Consider the following 18433-nt stretch of genomic DNA (forward strand, 5'->3'; position numbering starts at 1 on the left):
GCGTCTGGCGGAGCGTAGGCTGGGATGGCAATCCCAGCACCGGGATGCCGTATGGAAGCTGGGATTATCATCCCAGCCTACGCTCCGCCAGACGCGCATACAGTGCGGTGACGGGTACTGCAGTGAGATTAGAGACTCCTTAAGCAAGCGCGGCACTCTAGTGCAGTACGGTCCGGAAATCATCCTGTTTTTCCCCCTCCGCATCCGGCCCCTGGCAGGAGCGAGCCGACGGCGCATTTAGGCCAGCTTCATCGCTCGCTCTTGTGTGCTTCGCCAAGCTGAAAGACACTGCCGCCTTGCGCTGCGCCGCCTCGTTCCCCCAACGCGACGACGTTGCTCCTGCTTCTCCTTGAGGTGTCATGACCCGACTCGTCATCGTCGTCGAGAAAGCTTCCGACTGGGGCTCCTACTACCCGTCCGTCGACGTCGTCAGCGCCATGGATTACCTGCGCGAGCCGGTGGGCGGCGACGAGGAGCGCACCCACGTAATCAACCTGTGCCGCAACTACAAGTACCTGGGCACGGGCTACTACGTCTCGCTGCTGGCCGAAGCGCGCGGGCACCGCGTGATGCCGTCCGTGCGCACCGTAAACGACTTGCGCCGCCGCTCGCTGTACGGCATCGCCATCGACGACCTCAACGCCAAGCTCACCCACTTCCTGCCCGCCGGCGGGCGTGACACCACCGACTTCGGCATCCTGGTCTATTTCGGCGAAACCGCCTACCCCGCGCTGCAGGATCTGGCGCGGCAGGTGTTCGAAATGTTCCCCTGCCCGCTGCTGCGCATCGAGTTCGAGCGCGAGCGCGTGTGGCAGATCTCGTCGGTGAAGCCGGTGGGCCTGCATACGCTGGACGACGCGCAGGAAGACGCCTTTGCGGCGGAACTCGACCGCTTCTCCAAGAAATTATGGCGTAAGCCTCGCGCAAGGCGCTTGTACCGCTACGACCTGGCCATGCTGGTCGATCCGAACGAAGGCATGCCGCCATCGAATAGGAAGGCGTTGAAGTCGTTCATTGCGGCCGGCAAGGAGCTGGGCATAGAAGTCGACCCGATCGGCAAGAACGACTACCAGCGCCTGGCCGAATACGACGGCTTGTTCATTCGCGAGACTACCGCCAGCGACAACCATACCTACAGCTTCGCACACCGTGCCGAACGCGAAGGCATGGTGGTGATCGACGACCCCAGTTCGATCCTTCGCTGCACGAACAAGATCTTCCTCAACGACCTGATGGTGTCGCGCAAACTCGCGGTGCCACGCACCGAGATCCTGTATCGCGACGATGTGAAGGGTCTGCGAGAAGTCGCCGAAAAGCTCGGTGTTCCGCTGGTCCTGAAAATTCCCGATGGCTCGTTCTCGCGCGGCGTGGTCAAGGTGGAAAGCGAAGCGCATCTGGAAAAGGCCGCCGCCGAGTTGTTCCAGCACAGCGCGCTGTTGCTGGCGCAGGAATTCGTCTATACCGATTTCGACTGGCGCATCGGCGTACTCAATCGCGAGCCGCTGTATGCATGCAAGTACTACATGTCGCGCGGACACTGGCAGATCTACAACCACGGCGCCAAAGGCACCGCGAAATCCGGTGGCTTCGAGACCATACCGGTACGCGATGCGCCGGCCGAAGTGGTGAAACTCGCGCTCAAGGCTACCAGCGCCGTCGGTGACGGGCTGTATGGTGTGGACCTGAAGCAGGTCGGCGACAAGGTGGTGGTGATCGAGGTGAACGACAATCCTTCGATCGATGCCGGCGTGGAGGATCAGTACCTGGGCGAAGATCTTTATCGCCGCATCATGCAGGAACTGCTGCGGCGCATGGAGCGCAAGCGCATGGGCATCATTACATAGGGCCATTCCGGCCACCCTTCCCTGGGCGAACCGGAATCGCTGGCGCGTTCCTTCGCGCTGACCGCCGGGCCGCGACCACTCCCTTCCAGCCGGCGATCATCCTCTTTAAATGCGGCCCTCCGGCCGCAATGGCTCCACTGCCAAGCGGAATTCGGTCTGGCGTTAGTTCCAGATCAATGTCGATGGCTGGCGACGACGCTGCCGGCCCAAGCTCAACAACTGCGACGGCAGGCGGGGCTCCAGGGTGAGCGCCACGGCGAGCGGCGCGACGAACAGCCAGAAAAACGGCGTCCATCCGAGCAAGGCGGTATGCGCCGGCACCAAGGTCGTGGCAAGCAACAAGCTGCCGCTGAGCAGCCACAGCAAGGCCGTGGCAAGAAGACGGGGATGACGGCTGGTATCGACGGGCTTGCTACGCATGGATGAACTCCGAAGCTGCACGATGGATGCAGCTTGCCCCGTCCCCGTCTCATAGGTTGCGATGGACCGGGGGTCTGTTCGATGGGGCATGCGCGGCGCCGCACACGTCAATGCAGTGTGAAATGAGGGCGTCGCCACTGGCCTGAAGCTGACGAGGCGCATGCATCACTGAACGTCAGGTGTGCACCGGATCGCAAAGCACGCGATCCAAATGCCATTGTCTTGACCGCCATGTGACTTTCGGCCTACTTTCCCAACAGCCACACCGGGGAGGGTGTGGCGACGTGTCGGGGAGACACGCAGTTCCATTCTTAAAATCATTTATTTCATCTCACATGGCGGGGAGGGGTAGCTCATGCCTTTTGATTTGCATAAGCCGTCGTTTCGGCGGCATGCGCTGTGGCTGTCGGTAGTATCCGCACTGCTTTGCGCATCATCGATCCATGCACAGGACACCAGCAGTACCACGCAAGACAACCAGAACACCAAGCAACTGCAGCAGGTCGTTGTTACCGGTACGCGCAGCACCACCCGTACCGTGAGTGAATCATTGGCACCCATCGACGTATTGAGCCCCAAGGATCTGACCGCGACCGGTGCGGGAGACTTGGCGAGCGCGCTCAATATGCTCTTGCCCTCCCTGGATTTCCCCAAGCCGGCGATCAACGACGGCAACGACGCGTTGCGTCCGGCTACCTTGCGCGGTCTTTCACCCGATGACGTGCTGGTGCTGGTCAACGGCAAGCGCTATCACACCTCCGCGCTGGTCAATTACAACGAAAGCGTTGGCCGTGGCTCGGCACCGGTGGATCTGAACTCGATTCCGATCTCCGCGATCGACCACGTCGAAGTGCTGCGTGACGGCGCCTCGGCGCAATACGGTTCGGATGCTATCGCCGGCGTGATCAACATCATCCTCAAAGGCGCGCCTGGACCCGGCAAGAACAGCGTCGATATCTATGGCGGCGTGATGGATGTTGGCGATGGCGAAAACAATGGCGTGGAAGGTTCGGTAGCGATTCCTTTAGGCGGCCAGTTGGGCAAGGCGCCCGGTTGGGCGCGCTTCTCCTGGAACTACCAAAGCGTGATGAACACCAATCGCGCCGAGAACACCGACCCCACCTTCAACTATCCGCCGCGCGACTTCATCAACAATCCCTATCCGCCACCGACGCCCTACCAGCGCTATGGCGAACCTGCCGAGAAGATCCTTCAGGGCGTAATCAACATGGATTACCACCTTGGCGGCACCGTCGAGCTGTACGGCAATCTGATCATGGGCAAGCGTGATGTAACCTCCAATGGTTACTGGCGCATGTGGAACAACCCCGACCGCAACGTCACCGCGGTTTATCCCAACGGCTTCCTGCCGCACATCGTCAACCCAACGCGGGATTACCAGGGCACGCTTGGACTGAAGGGCCAGGCCTGGGGCTGGAACTGGGATTTGTCCGGCACCTATGGCGAAAACGACCTGATCTTCGACATCACCAACTCGCTCAACACCAATCTTTATCATTCCACCGGCTCCTCGCCGACCTCCTTCTTCTCCGGCCGCTATGCCACCAAGCTGGGCGTGCTGGATCTGGAAGCGGCCCGCGAGTTCGGTCCAAGCTTCCTCAAGAACCCGCTGACGGTGGCGTGGGGCGTGGAATACAAAAAAGACGAATACGATGTAGGCGCGGGCGAACCGTCCTCCTGGTATTTCAATCCCAACACATTGGACCCTAGCGGCAACGTCTACCCGGGCGGCTCGCAGGTGTGGCCAGGCATTACGCCGGATCTTGCCGGTAACTTCAGCCGGCATAACTACGCCGCCTACCTCGATCTGGAAAACGACATCACCGACAAACTTTCCGCCGGTGCCGCCGTTCGCTACGAGAAGTACTCCGGCAACGTCGGCTCGGTGGTTTCCGGCAAGCTATCCGGGCGCTACCAGCTCACCGACAACTTTGCGCTGCGCGCCACCGCTTCCAATGGCTTCCGCGCACCGTCGATGGCGCAGGTCAACTACAGTTCCACCGTTACGCTGGTGTCGAACGGGCAGCTGGTGCAGGTGGGCACGCTAAGGCCAAACAATCCGTTGGCCATTGCCTATGGCGCCAAGCCGCTGACGCCGGAGAAATCGTCGAACTTCTCGCTGGGTGCGGTGTTCTCGCCGTCGGATCGACTCAACGCCACCCTGGACGTGTACCAGATCCGCATCTGGCACCAGATCCTGTACAGCGATCCGCTCACCAACACCAACCCCAACTTCCCGCAGATCTCGCAGCTGCAGTTCTTCGTCAACGGCGGCGACACGCGCACACGCGGCGCGGACCTGGTGGTGAACTACAACCAGGAACTCGGCAACTGGGGGCGTCTCAATAACGGGGTCAGCGCAAACTACAACCAGGTCCATATCGAGTCGATCAGCAATCCCGCGCTGCTGGGTCCCTACAACCAGGGCCTGCTGACCAAGGGCACGCCGCGCACCAAGTACTCGCTATACAGCGATTGGCTGAAGGATGGATGGGACGTGCACGCGGACCTGGTCCGCTACGGCTCGGTCACCGACATCTCTGATCCGGCCATCGGTCTGGTGGGCCAGAAATTCTCGGCGCGCTGGCTGTTGAACCTGGCCGTCAATTACAACCTGCAGAGCTGGACCTTCGCTGCCGGCGTCGACAACGTCACCAACCAGTACCCGACCAAGGTGACGCTGTCCAACAACGGCGGTTATGAAGATCGTGCGAACGGCTTGCAGTATTCGGCGCTGTCGCCGTTTGGTTTCGATGGCCGTTACTACTACGGAAAGGTGACTTACCACTGGTAAGCACTTGCTTGCCCTGATGCCGAACCCTCCCCTGCTTGCAGGGGAGGGTCGGATACAATGGGAGGACACGCAGGAGCACCCGCATGTCCCGACCCTTGAATTTCGCCGTCTTCGGCCATCCGATCGCCCACAGCCTGTCGCCGCAAATCCATCAGGCCTTCGCACGGCAGTTCGGCATTGAGCTTCAGTACCGTGCCATCGATGCGGCACCGGGAGAGTTCGCCGATGCGGTGCGGCGTTTTTTCCGCGACGAAGACAGCCGCGGTGCAAACTTTACCTTGCCGCACAAATCCGCCGCATTCGCGCTGGCCGACGAGTGCACGCAAGCTGCCACACGCGCAGGCACTGCCAACGTGATTACGCATCTTGCAAATGGACGTCTATCCGCCCATAACACGGATGGCGCCGCCCTGGTGCGTGATCTTACCGACCGTCACGACCTCGACTTGCGCGGTCATGACGCGCTGCTGCTGGGCGCGGGTGGAGCGGCCCGCGCGGCAGCCTGGTCGCTGTTCGACGCGGGCGTGCAATCGCTGACCATCGTCAACCGCTCGCCCGAGGCGGCCGACGCAATTGCCGATGCCATCGGCGAACCGTCGCGCGTGCATACGCGCTACTGGGAAGATCTCGCCAACATCGGCAGCTTCGACCTGATCGTCAACGCCACCTCGGCCGGCACCCTGGGCCAGTCGCTCAGCCTGCCGTTTTCGCTGCTGGGATCGCGCGCCACCTGCTATGACCTGGGCTACGGCAAATCCGCATTCGGCTTTGTGGCCTGGGCGCGCGCAGCCGGTGCCCGTTATGCCTATGACGGCCTGGGCATGTTGGTGGAACAGGCAGCCGACGCGTTCGAATTGTGGCATGGCAAGCGCCCCGATACGGAGCCGGTCTATCAATCGCTGCGCGTGCAGGCTTCGTGAACGTGAGCATGCAATGCCGTGCGGGCTGCGGCGCATGCTGCATCGCGCCGTCAATCACTTCACCGATTCCCGGCATGCCGAACGGCAAGCTGTACGGCAATATTTAACCCCGAAGATTCGGTCTGCGAACGGGATTCCTTGGCTTCGCTTTGCCGGACGTGTAGCGCTTCATGATTCTGGAAATTTGCCTGCCCGTGAGAAATTTCCCTCGCCTTGTCCGATAGCCTTGGCCGTTTAGCAATTTTGCGTATCGGCCATAGCTCATTCCGCCGCCGGTAACGTTTTGCAGTTCGATCACTGCTTTCACGATCGTTTCCGCGTGCTCGTCGGTCAACCTAGCTCGTTCAAGGTTGGCCGCCGTTACGTCATTGTTCCTGACCTCATCCAGCCGAGGGTTGCCGCGCTTCTTTTGTGTCATCTGAATTAGCGAAATGTCCGGGTACTCTACAAATACGTGTAGGAGCATCGAATTGCAACGCTCCGAAGCGAAACCATGGATACACAAGAGTACGAACAGAGACAGACAACTTTGCAAAAAGCTATGAGGGACTGGCTGCTTCGCGGGCAGGCCAACGCCTTTATCACACTAACATTCCGTTCCGAAGACGGAGTTAGTTTCAGCTATGGAGAGAAAGCCTTCGGAGCTTTCATCCACGACCTGAAGTGTAAGTTGTTTGGAGAAAAATCAAAAAAACGTCTGTTCGTTGTGCCAGTAATTGAAGGGTATGTTTTGGCCAAACACGAACCCAACAGAACGCACATCCATATTCTGGTGAAATTTCCCGGTGACCCTTTGAACTACAAGGAAGTAGTGAGAAGGAGTTGGATGGCATCCAGCCGCTTAAGTGGAGACCCACTTGTCTATGATCCAAGCAATAAACAGTGGTTCAAAGATATCAGTGACCAAGAGCTGTGCCGCATAGAGACGAACTATGTGCTTAAGACTTGCGCCATCGATACCGAAGCAATTCTTTGGAAATACGTACCGAAATTGGACGCATGATTTAAGGGCAAGACCCACTTCGTGTTGAGAGTACAAACATACAACGGCAAGAAGGCGGTTGAGCCCCGCCTTGATTTTTATTTCCAAGAAAAATAATTAAAAACATATACAACTGTAAATTTTTCTGAAGTACTGATGAGCATCATTGAACACCCTACCTAATGCTATCAAATAGGTATCCTATAAATTTGCTCACTGTAAAATTTGGAAAGCTACGGATAGGACGGAATCTCGCATCTCTTCCAGCACAGATAATTCTACAACTGTCAAACTTGTCAGGGGTGCCTCACGCATCCCAGTGCTTATTAAAATTTCCCTGCCTTTATTAAAATTTGAAGAAGGCATCTGCGGTATATACGTGGCACGATGTATGAATCACGCACCAGTGCCTTCTACATTTGCCAATAGGGCAAGTTCGCGTGTGGGCGGAAAGAACTCGCCAACCTCACATTGCAAGGCCAGTGCAATTTTGACAAGCGTTGGAATGGTGGCAGCGCGCTTACCATTTTCAATCATGCCAATGTGCGCCCTATCCAGAGGAATGCTGTAGGCGAGTTTGTCTTGGCTGAACCCTTTGGCCTGCCGTACCTCACGTATCCGTTTACCAACGGCAGATAGCAGTGCAGAAGGTGGTCCAGACCTCGTCTTCGATGCTTGGGTATTTGTCTTTCGTGGTTGTTTGGCTGCCATCCCCAAACACTAGGTATTAGTTGCTTTTTCTACCTCTGGCGGCATATCCTCTGGCGGAACAACACATAACCGCTAAGCCACTAACAATATTGAGTAAAAAGCGGCTATCCATCCCGGCAATGCAGCGGATGGCCGAATGCCGGCGAGCATATATCACGCAGCAGGGGACGAGGAAATGAGCTCGCTTTTTGGTCGACTGATGACGCTGTGGGCTCTTTACAGGCTGAGCGGTCCGGGCGTCGTGCTGATCTTGCTGGCACTTATTGGCTGGTACATCGAAGGAACGTTCGGTTGGATCAGTCTGGGGTTGTACATCGCACTGGTCATCACTCTCGCGTTCATTGCAATGCATGTGCTGATCGAACTGATAAACCGAAATTCAAAGTTTTTTGGCCGCAAGCCGCTTGATTCCGATTGAGTCGAAGTTGGTATACGAATACGAACAGGGGATTCCGAAATGCGTAAGCCGTTCAAAATTATGCTTGGCACGATTGTAGGATTGATGTGCCTTGGTGCCGTCCTTCGAGTAACCGGTGTTACCACCGATACGCCCAGCACTCAGGAAACCTCCTCTGGCGAATCGGATGTCCATCCGGCAGCCTCTGGATGGGCATCAAGTGCAGAAGTGTTCGTTCAACGTTGGAACAGCGATATCCAAGACGCTTATCGGATAACTGACCTGCATACCGTAAAAGGCGGAAAAAATGCCAGCCTTCTTGGCGCAACTGTCTCTGCGATCGATGGTCAGATGTATATGCTGTCCACGCACAATGAAGAAAAATTCGGGCCAATGTGCGTCGCCACTGTAAAAGCAGCATTAGGGGTGTCGGCAGATGAGGCAACGGCGCTTGTCAGCCAAGCTCACAGTAATATGCAAAATGGGCCGATGCCGGCATACGGCTTGGTCGAGTACGATGGATATAACGTCAGCATGCAAGAGTTTGCTTCAAGCGGAGAAATGGATTGCACCGTCATGAAGAAAGGAAGCTGATGGCGAGCGGAAGAAACGTCTCTTCCCACGGCCTGTAGGAAAACGTGTTGACGGAAAACAAGTTTGGCGATTCTTAAGACCCCTTTTTTTACTTCACACCCAGTCAGAACAAGGCTTTGTTTGACTGGGCGTGTGCATCATCGTGATACCCAACTGGTCTTAAGTTCGGTTATCTGGATTGGGCTCTATAGCTTTCTCAGCTTTACGGTCGTCGTTGTCGAATTCTTCATGTAGCAGGAATTCAATGTCTCGGAACAGCGTTGGTCGAAACATCTTATCGTCGAATTCCAATTCATCGATAAACGGGGTGTGTCGAACAACTTCAATCGCATGCAGAAATTTGCGAACGGCCTTAGTAGCAGCGTTGCGATTGCCGCCAGAAGCCTGCCGGTAAGCATCAACTCCAAGCTCGTACAGCCACGGAATATCGTCCCGAAAGATGCTCGCAGCCATCAAAATTGCGACTGGATCACCTCGTTTTTCAGAGAACATATGAGAAAACTCACGGAGCATCATGGGATGCATCCGCTTGCGTCTTCGAAGCTGCCTTGGTTCGTCCGGAGTCTCTCTCAAGCGTGACTCCATTGTCCTGACGGTACCTACTAATTCTTCCAGCACCTCAGATTGCGATCTAGTCCGAGTGACGGGATCAGTTGGCTTGGGTATATCGGATATCTTTTTTTCTAGGTCCGGCCACAGGGCATCGAAAAGCTGCTTATAGCGAACATCAGCCGGATTTGCCGCGCTTTGATTGATGGATTGTATGGTTTCAAGCAAACCATTCTTTTCGCATTTCTTTGCTTGAAACTGCGCAAGCGGACCACTTATTTCACGGAAGTCCAGATCCAAAAGGAGAGGTATGACGCGGCTACCCTCTAAAGATTTCGCCAGCGCACCTGCTTCAAAAAGTACCCACGGAGAATTTAAATTCTCCCGTGTGACGCAGAGAATTCCAAAGTTACAAGTCTCCAACTCTTTGGCGACCGCATCAGCCCATCTTTGCCCAGCTTCAATGTCCGCCTCAGAAAGCCAAGGATCAGCGTAATGTAAGACGAGTGGAAACCAATCCTTTAGCGCAAGCGCTAAAGCCTTGCTTCTTTCACCACTCCAACTGATGAAGAGTTTCATACGTCCCCTGTGATTGTGATCAATGCATAGAGTTTTGTTGAAACAGACCACCTGAAGTTGTCCGCCAACAAATATTACGTCTTGGCTTCATCGATGCGCCTGTCACCAAACGATACAATGCTAAGGCAGCTTCAAAGCACGGTACACGGTAGCCACGCCAACATTGAAGCGTTCGGCAATCTGCGGAACCGAAAAGCTCTCTTCTTCGCGCAGTGTCTTAATCCGCCCGATCTGCTCAGCCGTAAGGGCTTGCTTCCGGCCAAATTGCACGCCCTTCATCCGGGCCTTTGCGATCCCATCCATTTGCCGCTCTGCCCGGATATCGTTTTCGAACTCCGCGAAGCTGGCTAGCAAGCTGAACATCAGCTTCCCTTCGGACGTGCTTGTATCGATGGCCTGATCCAAAACCTTGAGGGTCACACCCTTCTGGCGAAGCTGGTCAGCAATCTTGGCCAGATCGAGCACAGAACGCGCCATACGGTCCAGCTTGGTGATGACTAGCGTATCCCCCTCCCGAAGGAAGGTAAGGCATGCCTGAAGCTCTGGACGGCTGTCTGCTTGCCGGCCAGAACGCTTTTCGGCAAAGACCTTAGTACAGCCATATGCGTTCAGCTTATCGAGCTGGACATCCAAGCTTTGGCCGGTGGAACTGACACGGGCGTACCCAACTGTAGTGACGGACATCATCAAATCTCCTAAGATGATTTGATAATATCATTATGACATGAGATTTGATAAGCCTTTTCAGGGATTCCGGAACGTATACCTTTTGATCGTCTTCACTTGCCCTATGTAATCCGAAGTGTAAACTGCTCCACCCAGAGCGAGGAGAATTTTCATGGGGCAACCACTGACGCGTGCGCCGGTATATTTCGCTGCGGCACAAGTCCGGCATAACCCAATAGCCGCTCTGAACGATGATGCTAGGCGTACGGCGATCAAAGAGAGGCTCCGGAAGCTAGGCTACCCGGACCAGCGAGAGATGCCGCCCAACTTGTTTTCGGTAGTGTTGAACGCCCAAAACATCGAGCTTCCTACGCCTAGGCAGCTAACTTGTCTCAACCTTGCAAGAGACTGGGCGGTTGTGATCCAAAATGACCGCTTCTGGATCCAGACAACAAACTATCCGGAATACTCGACCTTCAAAGAACGCTTTTTGGCGGCTCTGTCCGAACTGCATGCTGAGGTATCTTTGGATTACACCGAATCGGTGAGCATGCGGATGCTGGACGCTATCGTCCCTGATCAAGAATCCGGTAAGACCCTTGCTGACTATTTGCCCCCATCTTTACTTGGGCTGGATTCTTGGGCTAAGGAACGAGACTGGCAGCTTGAGGAACAATCGGCAGAGCATATTTTCATTACTGCCGCAGGGAATAAAGTGGTTCTTAGATGTGTACGAAGGCCCGGAGAGATTGGTTTCCCTCCAGACTTTATCCCTCTTGGCATGGAGTTGCTTCCACGTCACAAGGGAATAAAAAGTGCCCACGCGGTTCTAGATAGTGACGCAGGGCATGAAAAACGCGAGCCCTTAAACATGGACGCTGTTGGTCGATATCTTACAAGTGTGAAAGGAGATCTCTCGCAATGTTTCAAACACTTGGTGACTCCCGAAGCCCTAAAACAGTGGGCTTGAATACTGCGGCAGCAGTAATGTTTCTGGCTCTACCGCATTCCGCAATGACTAATGTGCGGTGGGGTTCGTCATATGGCTTAGACGATTGGCGAACTGCAAACGCGGTATTCGCACCTGCCTTGCCCAACGCTAACGCTACGGCATCTCTGGCACCTCAAGTTGTTCAACCCTCAATAGGGAGTGAACCATCTTGGGGTTTACATATAGCGACACTGCGGTCTTCGCTTCATGCGACCACGGAACAATTGGCCGCTGCGTTTGGTGTTTCAAGGCAGGCTTTGCATTCGTGGCAAAGTGGAAAGAAGGTTCCGCTTAAAGAAAACAAGCAAAAAATCGGTCAGCTTGTGGCCGCCGCAAAAAGTTTGAATGATCGTCTTGGCTACTTGGTGCCGATCTATCTTGATTATCCAGTTGGGCCATCCGATGAGACTTTCTGGCAAATGATCAATGAAGGCGCCAATCCGCAAAGTGTTGTCGACTTGGTGGTGAAGGTCGCGCTCGAAAGCGAGCAACGCAAGATGTCGTTGGGTTCGTTGGATGACCTGCTTCCGGAGGATCCTCTGGATAATCACATGTGAGCACGGAAGCATCTCGAAAACTTCATCCTTGGAGGCAGGGTTCGCTTGTCGAGCCCAGTCACGCGCTTGCTAAAGGGTGGGTGAATTCGAGCGAAGATGGTGCATTACTCTTTGTCGCAACACATGATTGTGATTTGCAGACAACCGCGGAGGGTGCCCAGTTCGTTGAGCTTATCGAGTGCACTAAGCTACAAACAGGGAAAATGTCTGGAAAGCATGTATCAGGACAACATGCCCGTATCTTGCACATAGAGCAAGAGATCGACGGTGAGAACCATGCCATCAGCATGGATCAGACCAAGAAAATCGTAATAAAAAAAGAAGATCTTTTAGATCACGCGCCAAAGCTCATTTTAAGTGACCAGAACCTTCGTACGTTTGGTCGCTGGTTAGCATCACGCTATTCGCGATCTGCTCTTCCGGATAGCTTCGAGCAGCGCCTGAAGTCTGCCCGCACTATTCCTCCTGATAAGATCGATAACAAGCACGTCGACAAAGTAAAGAAAGACAGAAAGCTTTCCAACGCACTGCTTTCAGTGATTACCGAACTAGGTAATCCGATAGAGGGGATTTATCTCACCCTTGCAGGAAACGAAAGCGTTGAACTGAAGCCCGAGCAGCCCTACAGCTTAGGATTGGCTGTGGTCGCGTATAGCAAGAAGGGGCAGTCGGCAGAGCAGCAAATTAGTGAGGCAACGAAGCTCGCTGACAAGATAAAAGCACTGTTCGACCACAGTGTCTGGGACGACAGTGTTGGTAGTATCACTGTAAAATCTTGTGTGCCAACGACGGAAAGAGACTTTTCTTTGTATCAGGCTAAGCGAACTATTCGATGGAACTACGATTATCTTAGCGTGAACGACGCCGCCGAATAATCTTTGTATGTAATGACGAACTTTCCAATCAGGAATCACCCTTGATATCGACTGTCAAGGTCACATTTTGCCCGTTGAGCGCGAAGGGAAAATCGTCATCCTTGTCCAAAACGTAGACCAACTTTCGGTGGCTAAAAAACAGTAGCTTTTCAATACCGACTTGAAAGGCTACAACACATACACGGTTGATAGTTGGGATATCCTTGCCAAACGTGTTCCTCCATTCCGCTTGATGCTCGGGTGGCGACCTAAAGAGTTCCATCTTGGTGACGGCTGATCGAATGATTCTTTGAAGGCCAGCGCGCAAGCGCAACTTTTCAGGGGTGGAGGCGGATTCAAGCTGAGACATCACATTACCGAACATGTCCTTGAAGCTCTTTCTTTCGCGCAAGCGTTCTTCTTCCTGAGCAAGCTCTAGCTCTGTGCTTTTCAGTTCTTCCGTAAGATTTTCCAGTTTATCTTCAGCCTTGAGCAAGTAGGTCTGAACAGCTTTGGGCATCACGCCACCATTTTTTCCCACATCGGCCATCAGTCGCTCGATGACGCCGGCTTCAGTAACCTTGCTTCCTCTTAACGCAAGAACCTTCTTGCGAAGTTGAACCAATTTGTTGTTCGGTGATCCTTCATATGTAATTTCGGAAAGATCAATGTTTTGGCAGTAATTGAGGAATGCTTCTTCGAGCGGATCATATGGCCAACTGTAATAGGCACATCCAGCGCCTCTCCTTGCAATGGAACAAACGAGATATTTTTCCGCTCCATGCGCTGGGCCTTTTTGTACCAAGACCATGTTGTTGCCACAGCTTCCGCAAGTTGCCACATGGCTAAACAAGTTTCGGATGGCTTTGCCTTTCCTTCCGGAAGCATGCTTTGCTCTGGAAGCTTTTTGAACTTGGACACGGTTGAAAAGATCAACATCAATTATTGCTGGATAGTAGTTTTCTATAGGAACCCCTTCGTGGGCCACTCTCCTCCGGAGGCCATCATCTGTCTGAACGTGCGTAATTGAGCCGGGTTGGAACGTTCCGATGACGGCAGGGCTCAGCAGTATTTTTACGATACGCGAAGACTGCCAACCTTTCGATCTTGGGGAGAACGGACGGACACCTGTTTCATTAAGATATCGTGCTATTGACTGATAACCCATCGATTCAGCGCAAGCAAATATCTTCCGCACGACTTCTGCACGTTCCTCATTGACGATAAAGTGAGTGCCGTCTGGGCTTACCGTAAGCCACTGCGGGCATACTCTTGTAATGATGGCTTTATCGCGTGCCTTGTCGCGCTTCCTGTCCCATGCAGCCTTAACCCGTTTCGACTTTAGTGCCGACTCGGCATGAGCCCGCTCCATATGCGTGAGCATGACGATCAAGTCGATCAACCCAGCTTTGCTGTCATAGACACGGACTTCAACTGGAGAAGTGGTGGCAACGGTGATGCCGCGATTGAGAATATTCAAAAATACTCGCTGCGCGGGAGCGATTTCCTGCCTTGAAAGTCTGTCCAAGGATTCCACCAGCAAGAATGATCCCGACAAAATCTCTCCACGATCAACCGCAGCCAAAAATTGTCCAAGTGCTTTGTCGGCGGCGAGATTGTCACCGGTAAAGGATGAAACGCCGCGATCGATGAACGTCACGTCTTCGTCAATTTCAATATGGAGATCGGTGCGAGATTCCGCGAACTGTCTGGCGAGACGCAATTGCCGCTCTACGCTGTCACCTTGGCCTTGTTCAACCGTTGAATAGCGGACGTAAACATATCCCTTCGGCATCCGGAAGATTCCACTCTATCGATGGGTTATATAGTACCTTCCATCAAACCCGCCGGTGTGCGATGCGTGCAACTTACTGCCGACAATCGTTGCATGATCTTTGGTGATCCACGTCGCCCCGCGGTGTGCGCCCGTCTGCAAGCGGAACCTGTCATGTGTGGCAAAGATCGGCAGCATGCCATGCAGTGGCTCGCCGATTTGGAAGCTGCGACACGCGCCGCATGAGGTGTGTTGCAACGCACACGGTGCTTCCTGTCATTTGGCCTTTTTAAATGGGCGCCCATGCTAGCTTGGGCGGACAGGGGGCATCACTGTGGGGAGAGCTGCACCATGTTGTTGCCGAGAGGGTGTTTCAGCCGCTGTCTGGCGGTAGCCGGGGTTTCCTTGCTGTTGGGTGGCGTTGCGCAAGCGGCGCCGGATAGTAGTCCCATTGGTTCGGCCAATGTCACCGTCGCCGATCCCACCGTACCGCGTCCGCCGGGTCAGCCGTGCGTGGTGCAGCTTTTCAGCGATGACACGTTCAATGATTTCGGCACGCGTCCCTACGGCTACGCGCCACCTACCGGCTGCGGTACGCATTGGGCGAAAGTGGTGCTGGAGGCGGATTTCTCGGTGACGGCCGGCGTGCAGTTCGACCGCACGGCCTCGATCTGGCTGGGCGGCGTGAACCTCTATTTCGGTACCACGCAGGAGCCAAGGTCCAACTTGGCGCCGAACTGGCACGTCGAGCGCGACCTGACCGATTACAGCGCTTTGTTCCGCAACTCGGGCCAAGGCCAGGCGGTGCTCTACAACCTGGTCGACAGTACCTACACCGGCGTGATCCACGGCAGCGCTCGCTTGTTGTTCTATCCCGCTTCGGTCGTCGCGCCCGCGCCACGGGTGCCGGATGCGGTCTATCCGCTGGGCAGCGATCCGGTCGGCAATACCGTGACCTTGAACAATTCCAGCAGCCAGATGGCCGCAACGCTGACGTTGCCGGCCAACGTGGAACGGGCCTATCTGGACGTCTTCACGCAAAGCCAGAGCAACGATGAATTCTGGTACACCTGCGTGCCGGATCAGTACGCGGCGGAAACGCAGGAGTGCGGCGGCGGCAATTTCCGCGAAGCGGAGATCAGCATCGACGGCCAGCCGGCCGGCGTGGCGCCGGTGTATCCATGGATCTATACCGGTGGCATCGACTTGTTCATCTGGAAGCCCACACCCGGCGTACAAGCGCTGAACTTCATGCCTTATCGCGTGGACCTGACGCCGTTCGCCGGCATGCTGAGCAATGGTTCGCCGCATACGGTGGCGGTTAGCGTGCAAGGTGCGAATAGCTACTTCTCGGCCACGGCCAGCCTGTTGGTCTACCAGGATCACGGCGCGAAGCAAGTAAGCGGCGCCTTGTTGCGCAATACGCTCGCGGGCCAATCGCCCACGCCGACCATCGGCAGCACGCTGCAGCAGGATTCGTCCGGTAACGTCACCGGGGCGGTTACCACCGATCTCAGCCGTCACTTCGTGATCGAAGGCTACGTCGATACCTCCCATGGCCGGGTCACCACCACGGTGGACCAGACCGTAGGCTTTGCCGACACGCAAACTTTCGGCATCACTGCCACCGACTTTCACCAAATCACCGACCAGCTGACCAGCGTCGAAGGGGTGAGCCGCAGCAGGATCGGCAATTTCCTGAGCGGCGAATTCGAAGCGCGCTTCCGCTATCCGCTGCATGTGGACGTCAACCAGGCCACCGAGTCGAACGGGGATTATTCGATCCTCACCTCGATCAAGCAGGGTTACGACCAGCACACCGGTATGAGTCTTGGCGGCTTCCCGCTGTATTGGGCCGACGTGCACAACAATGTGGCCGGTTCCGACACCTTGGTGCTGGACAGCGGCTTCCACATCGTCAGCCATAGCGGCCAGCAGGCCACGCAAAACTTTGCGTTCCACGACTCGCTGGGTGGTTGCTACAGCGGCAGCGTGAGCTCGGCCAACAATCTGGTAACGGCCTACAGCACGGGCCAGGATTGCGCCGGCGAACAGAACCGGGTCTTGTGGTTTGCGCATCCGGATGGTTCGCCCTATCTGGGCGACAGCCTGTTGCCCTGGTAAGGCGTAGGTAAACGCGGCGCCTCCTCCCATGGCCGGAGGGGGCGCCGGCATGCTAGGTTTGCCGGCATCTCACCTGAGCCAGAGTGCTCGCTGGAGCCCTTACCGATGCGTATCCGTCTGCTTGCCCTTTCCGTTCTTGGCGTGGCCGTGGCCCTCGCCGGCTGCCACCGCGGCACGCGGCCGGACGGTAAGCGCGGCGTCAACGACATGGCTTCGTTCGAGAGCTTCATCGGCACGCATCCGACGCAGCAAGAGTTCAAGAAGGAGTATCCGGGCGTGCAGCTGATGCTGCCGGGTACCATCAGCACGATGGAAATCCGTTACGACAACTCGCGCTTCTTCCCCAACCTGGATCCGCAAGGGCACATCATCGGCGGCGATTTCCACTAATCACCGACGCGTAGGCTGGGATGGCCATCCCAGTCTGCACTTTGTAGCCGGGCTGTCATATTCGACAGCCCGAGTCATTTAGCTGACACGTTGCCGCGCTACCCTGGTCGCAACAGGGCGCCGCCATTTCTGCTAGGCGGCCGTTTTACTTTAGATTCAAAGCGCGGGTCGGCATGTCTTCTACCGTTTCCATCGACGCCAACCGGCGCGGTCTGTTGTTTGGCGCGCTCGCCGGAGTGTTGCTGCTGTTGATCGGCGGGGGGGTTTGGTATGCGCGCACGTCAGTCAGCGACAAACCCTCTGCCGTAGAGCACACCGCCAATGACGGCAGCGAAGTGGGCGTGATGCTGGGCCTGGCCGACCAGGCATACAAGGAAAAACGCCTGGTGGCGCCGATCGGCAGCAACGTCTACGAATTCTATTTCAGCGTGCTGCAGCTCGATCCGAACAATGCCATCGCGCAGAGTCGGCTACGCGACGCCTTCAAGCCGGCCTGCGACGTGGTGGAGAACACCATCAACAATGGCGACCTGGATGAGGCGCAGCGCGAACTCAGTTTGCTGCGGCAGTACGACGTGCACAACTACAAGCTAGCCCTGCTTGGCAGCGTGCTCGATGCGCAGCGGGTGATCGAGCGGCGCAGGCACGAAGCGGAAGCAGCGCGCATCCAGGCCCAGCAAGGACAGTAGGCTGGGATGTAATCCCAGCATCGCCGGCCACACGTCAGCTGTTGGCCAGATACGCATCCTTCAGCCGTACATAGTGGTCGGCCGAATAGTGCAATTGCTCGATCTGCTTGTCGGTGAGCAGGCGCACGCATTTGGCCGGATTCCCCAGCCACAGCTCACCCTCGCCGACCACCTTGCCCGGCGGCACCACGCTGCCGGCGCCGACGAAGCCGTGCTTCTTGATGACCGCGCCATCCAGCACGATGGCGTGCATGCCGATCAGGCAGTAGTCCTCGATGATGCAGGCGTGGATGACGGCGGCATGGCCGACGGTGACGCCTTCGCCGATGATCGTGGCAAAGCCGCCGGGCGAATACGGGCCATCGTGCGTCACGTGCACAATGCTGCCGTCCTGGATGTTGCTGCGCGCGCCGACGCGGATATAGTTCACGTCGCCGCGCAAGACTGCGCCGGGCCAGATGGAAACGTCGTCACCCAGCACAACGTCACCGATGACGGTGGAAGCCGGGTCGACATAGGCGCGGGCGCCGAGGGTGGGCAGGATGCCCTTGAAGGGACGTAGGCAATTCATTCCAGG

At 55.9% G+C, this 18433-nt stretch carries 18 protein-coding genes and 1 pseudogene; 13 read left to right on the forward strand and 6 right to left on the reverse strand.

The window, feature by feature from the left end:
* Positions 1-359 precede the first annotated feature (359 nt).
* On the forward strand, positions 360-1844 hold the full coding sequence (locus QQJ96_RS21345; RefSeq protein WP_284334057.1) for a RimK family protein: 1485 nt from the start codon (positions 360-362) through the stop codon (positions 1842-1844).
* 162 nt (positions 1845-2006) lie between these two features.
* On the opposite strand, the gene QQJ96_RS21350 is transcribed toward QQJ96_RS21345, so the two are convergent.
* Entirely contained in the window at positions 2007-2264 is a 258-nt protein-coding gene (locus QQJ96_RS21350; protein WP_284334058.1) for a hypothetical protein, read from the reverse strand.
* A gap of 355 nt (positions 2265-2619) precedes the next feature.
* Between QQJ96_RS21350 and QQJ96_RS21355 the strand changes: the two genes are divergently transcribed.
* The 4 genes and pseudogenes from QQJ96_RS21355 (at position 2620) to QQJ96_RS21370 (ending at position 7002) form a co-directional block, all read left to right on the forward strand.
* Positions 2620-5079: a TonB-dependent receptor plug domain-containing protein gene (locus QQJ96_RS21355; RefSeq protein ID WP_284334059.1), complete on the forward strand. Its 2460-nt coding sequence runs from the start codon at positions 2620-2622 to the stop codon at positions 5077-5079.
* Positions 5080-5162: 83 nt separating this feature from the next.
* On the forward strand, positions 5163-5999 hold the full coding sequence (aroE, locus tag QQJ96_RS21360; protein WP_284334060.1) for a shikimate dehydrogenase: 837 nt from the start codon (positions 5163-5165) through the stop codon (positions 5997-5999).
* An 8-nt stretch (positions 6000-6007) separates the two neighbouring features.
* A pseudogene (locus QQJ96_RS21365) lies at positions 6008-6097 on the forward strand (YkgJ family cysteine cluster protein); the annotation flags it as partial.
* Positions 6098-6492: 395 nt separating this feature from the next.
* Positions 6493-7002, forward strand: a complete 510-nt coding sequence (locus QQJ96_RS21370) for a hypothetical protein (protein ID WP_284334061.1) — start codon at positions 6493-6495, stop codon at positions 7000-7002.
* 375 nt (positions 7003-7377) lie between these two features.
* Here QQJ96_RS21370 and QQJ96_RS21375 read toward each other — a convergent pair whose 3' ends face one another.
* A complete protein-coding gene (locus QQJ96_RS21375) occupies positions 7378-7692 on the reverse strand; it encodes a helix-turn-helix domain-containing protein (protein WP_284334062.1) in 315 nt (104 codons plus the stop codon).
* Between the two features lie 175 nt (positions 7693-7867).
* Here QQJ96_RS21375 and QQJ96_RS21380 point away from each other — a divergent pair, with 175 nt between their 5' ends.
* Both QQJ96_RS21380 and QQJ96_RS21385 read left to right on the forward strand, forming a co-directional pair.
* Positions 7868-8110 (forward strand): hypothetical protein, encoded by a 243-nt coding sequence (locus QQJ96_RS21380; RefSeq protein WP_284334063.1) that lies wholly within the window; start codon positions 7868-7870, stop codon positions 8108-8110.
* 39 nt (positions 8111-8149) lie between these two features.
* A complete protein-coding gene (locus QQJ96_RS21385; protein ID WP_284334064.1) occupies positions 8150-8683 on the forward strand; it encodes a hypothetical protein in 534 nt (177 codons plus the stop codon).
* Positions 8684-8842: 159 nt separating this feature from the next.
* Here QQJ96_RS21385 and QQJ96_RS21390 read toward each other — a convergent pair whose 3' ends face one another.
* On the reverse strand, positions 8843-9811 hold the full coding sequence (locus QQJ96_RS21390; RefSeq protein WP_284334065.1) for a toll/interleukin-1 receptor domain-containing protein: 969 nt from the start codon (positions 9809-9811) through the stop codon (positions 8843-8845).
* A 120-nt stretch (positions 9812-9931) separates the two neighbouring features.
* Positions 9932-10498, reverse strand: coding sequence for a recombinase family protein (locus QQJ96_RS21395; protein ID WP_284334066.1), 567 nt, complete (start codon positions 10496-10498; stop codon positions 9932-9934).
* A gap of 151 nt (positions 10499-10649) precedes the next feature.
* On the opposite strand from QQJ96_RS21395, the gene QQJ96_RS21400 reads away from it, so the two are divergent.
* From QQJ96_RS21400 to QQJ96_RS21410, 3 genes are read left to right on the forward strand one after another with little or no spacing between them, the layout of a single operon-like run.
* The gene (locus QQJ96_RS21400) at positions 10650-11447 is read left to right on the forward strand and encodes a TIGR04255 family protein (RefSeq protein WP_284334068.1); all 798 of its coding nucleotides are present in this window, start codon (positions 10650-10652) and stop codon (positions 11445-11447) included.
* Positions 11399-12025, forward strand: coding sequence for a hypothetical protein (locus QQJ96_RS21405; protein ID WP_284334069.1), 627 nt, complete (start codon positions 11399-11401; stop codon positions 12023-12025). Before QQJ96_RS21400 ends, QQJ96_RS21405 begins: the two co-directional genes overlap by 49 nt.
* Positions 12022-12900, forward strand: a complete 879-nt coding sequence (locus QQJ96_RS21410; RefSeq protein WP_284334070.1) for a hypothetical protein — start codon at positions 12022-12024, stop codon at positions 12898-12900. The genes QQJ96_RS21405 and QQJ96_RS21410 overlap by 4 nt, the downstream gene beginning before the upstream one ends.
* A gap of 28 nt (positions 12901-12928) precedes the next feature.
* On the opposite strand, the gene QQJ96_RS21415 is transcribed toward QQJ96_RS21410, so the two are convergent.
* The gene (locus QQJ96_RS21415) at positions 12929-14674 is read right to left on the reverse strand and encodes a recombinase family protein (RefSeq protein WP_284334071.1); all 1746 of its coding nucleotides are present in this window, start codon (positions 14672-14674) and stop codon (positions 12929-12931) included.
* Between the two features lie 330 nt (positions 14675-15004).
* On the opposite strand from QQJ96_RS21415, the gene QQJ96_RS21420 reads away from it, so the two are divergent.
* The 3 genes from QQJ96_RS21420 (at position 15005) to QQJ96_RS21430 (ending at position 17856) form a co-directional block, all read left to right on the forward strand.
* A complete protein-coding gene (locus QQJ96_RS21420; protein ID WP_284334072.1) occupies positions 15005-16777 on the forward strand; it encodes a peptide-N4-asparagine amidase in 1773 nt (590 codons plus the stop codon).
* 105 nt (positions 16778-16882) lie between these two features.
* Positions 16883-17167 (forward strand): hypothetical protein, encoded by a 285-nt coding sequence (locus QQJ96_RS21425; protein WP_284334073.1) that lies wholly within the window; start codon positions 16883-16885, stop codon positions 17165-17167.
* 173 nt (positions 17168-17340) lie between these two features.
* On the forward strand, positions 17341-17856 hold the full coding sequence (locus tag QQJ96_RS21430; RefSeq protein ID WP_284334074.1) for a hypothetical protein: 516 nt from the start codon (positions 17341-17343) through the stop codon (positions 17854-17856).
* A 34-nt stretch (positions 17857-17890) separates the two neighbouring features.
* Here QQJ96_RS21430 and QQJ96_RS21435 read toward each other — a convergent pair whose 3' ends face one another.
* Entirely contained in the window at positions 17891-18427 is a 537-nt protein-coding gene (locus tag QQJ96_RS21435) for a gamma carbonic anhydrase family protein (RefSeq protein WP_284334075.1), read from the reverse strand.
* Between the last annotated feature and the right edge of the window lie 6 nt (positions 18428-18433).

Origin of the sequence: Dyella flagellata (assembly GCF_030160275.1) — a bacterium.
GTDB classification, from domain to species: Bacteria; Pseudomonadota; Gammaproteobacteria; order Xanthomonadales; family Rhodanobacteraceae; genus Dyella_B; species Dyella_B flagellata.

Coding starts and splice junctions, on each gene's coding strand:
- QQJ96_RS21345 (WP_284334057.1), top strand. CDS start 360: ATGACCCGACTCGTCATCGTCGTCGAGAAAGCTTCCGACTGGGGCTCC.
- QQJ96_RS21350 (WP_284334058.1), bottom strand. CDS start 2,264: ATGCGTAGCAAGCCCGTCGATACCAGCCGTCATCCCCGTCTTCTTGCC.
- QQJ96_RS21355 (WP_284334059.1), top strand. CDS start 2,620: ATGCCTTTTGATTTGCATAAGCCGTCGTTTCGGCGGCATGCGCTGTGG.
- aroE (WP_284334060.1), top strand. CDS start 5,163: ATGTCCCGACCCTTGAATTTCGCCGTCTTCGGCCATCCGATCGCCCAC.
- QQJ96_RS21370 (WP_284334061.1), top strand. CDS start 6,493: ATGGATACACAAGAGTACGAACAGAGACAGACAACTTTGCAAAAAGCT.
- QQJ96_RS21375 (WP_284334062.1), bottom strand. CDS start 7,692: ATGGCAGCCAAACAACCACGAAAGACAAATACCCAAGCATCGAAGACG.
- QQJ96_RS21380 (WP_284334063.1), top strand. CDS start 7,868: ATGAGCTCGCTTTTTGGTCGACTGATGACGCTGTGGGCTCTTTACAGG.
- QQJ96_RS21385 (WP_284334064.1), top strand. CDS start 8,150: ATGCGTAAGCCGTTCAAAATTATGCTTGGCACGATTGTAGGATTGATG.
- QQJ96_RS21390 (WP_284334065.1), bottom strand. CDS start 9,811: ATGAAACTCTTCATCAGTTGGAGTGGTGAAAGAAGCAAGGCTTTAGCG.
- QQJ96_RS21395 (WP_284334066.1), bottom strand. CDS start 10,498: ATGATGTCCGTCACTACAGTTGGGTACGCCCGTGTCAGTTCCACCGGC.
- QQJ96_RS21400 (WP_284334068.1), top strand. CDS start 10,650: ATGGGGCAACCACTGACGCGTGCGCCGGTATATTTCGCTGCGGCACAA.
- QQJ96_RS21405 (WP_284334069.1), top strand. CDS start 11,399: ATGTTTCAAACACTTGGTGACTCCCGAAGCCCTAAAACAGTGGGCTTG.
- QQJ96_RS21415 (WP_284334071.1), bottom strand. CDS start 14,674: ATGCCGAAGGGATATGTTTACGTCCGCTATTCAACGGTTGAACAAGGC.
- QQJ96_RS21420 (WP_284334072.1), top strand. CDS start 15,005: ATGTTGTTGCCGAGAGGGTGTTTCAGCCGCTGTCTGGCGGTAGCCGGG.
- QQJ96_RS21425 (WP_284334073.1), top strand. CDS start 16,883: ATGCGTATCCGTCTGCTTGCCCTTTCCGTTCTTGGCGTGGCCGTGGCC.
- QQJ96_RS21430 (WP_284334074.1), top strand. CDS start 17,341: ATGTCTTCTACCGTTTCCATCGACGCCAACCGGCGCGGTCTGTTGTTT.
- QQJ96_RS21435 (WP_284334075.1), bottom strand. CDS start 18,427: ATGAATTGCCTACGTCCCTTCAAGGGCATCCTGCCCACCCTCGGCGCC.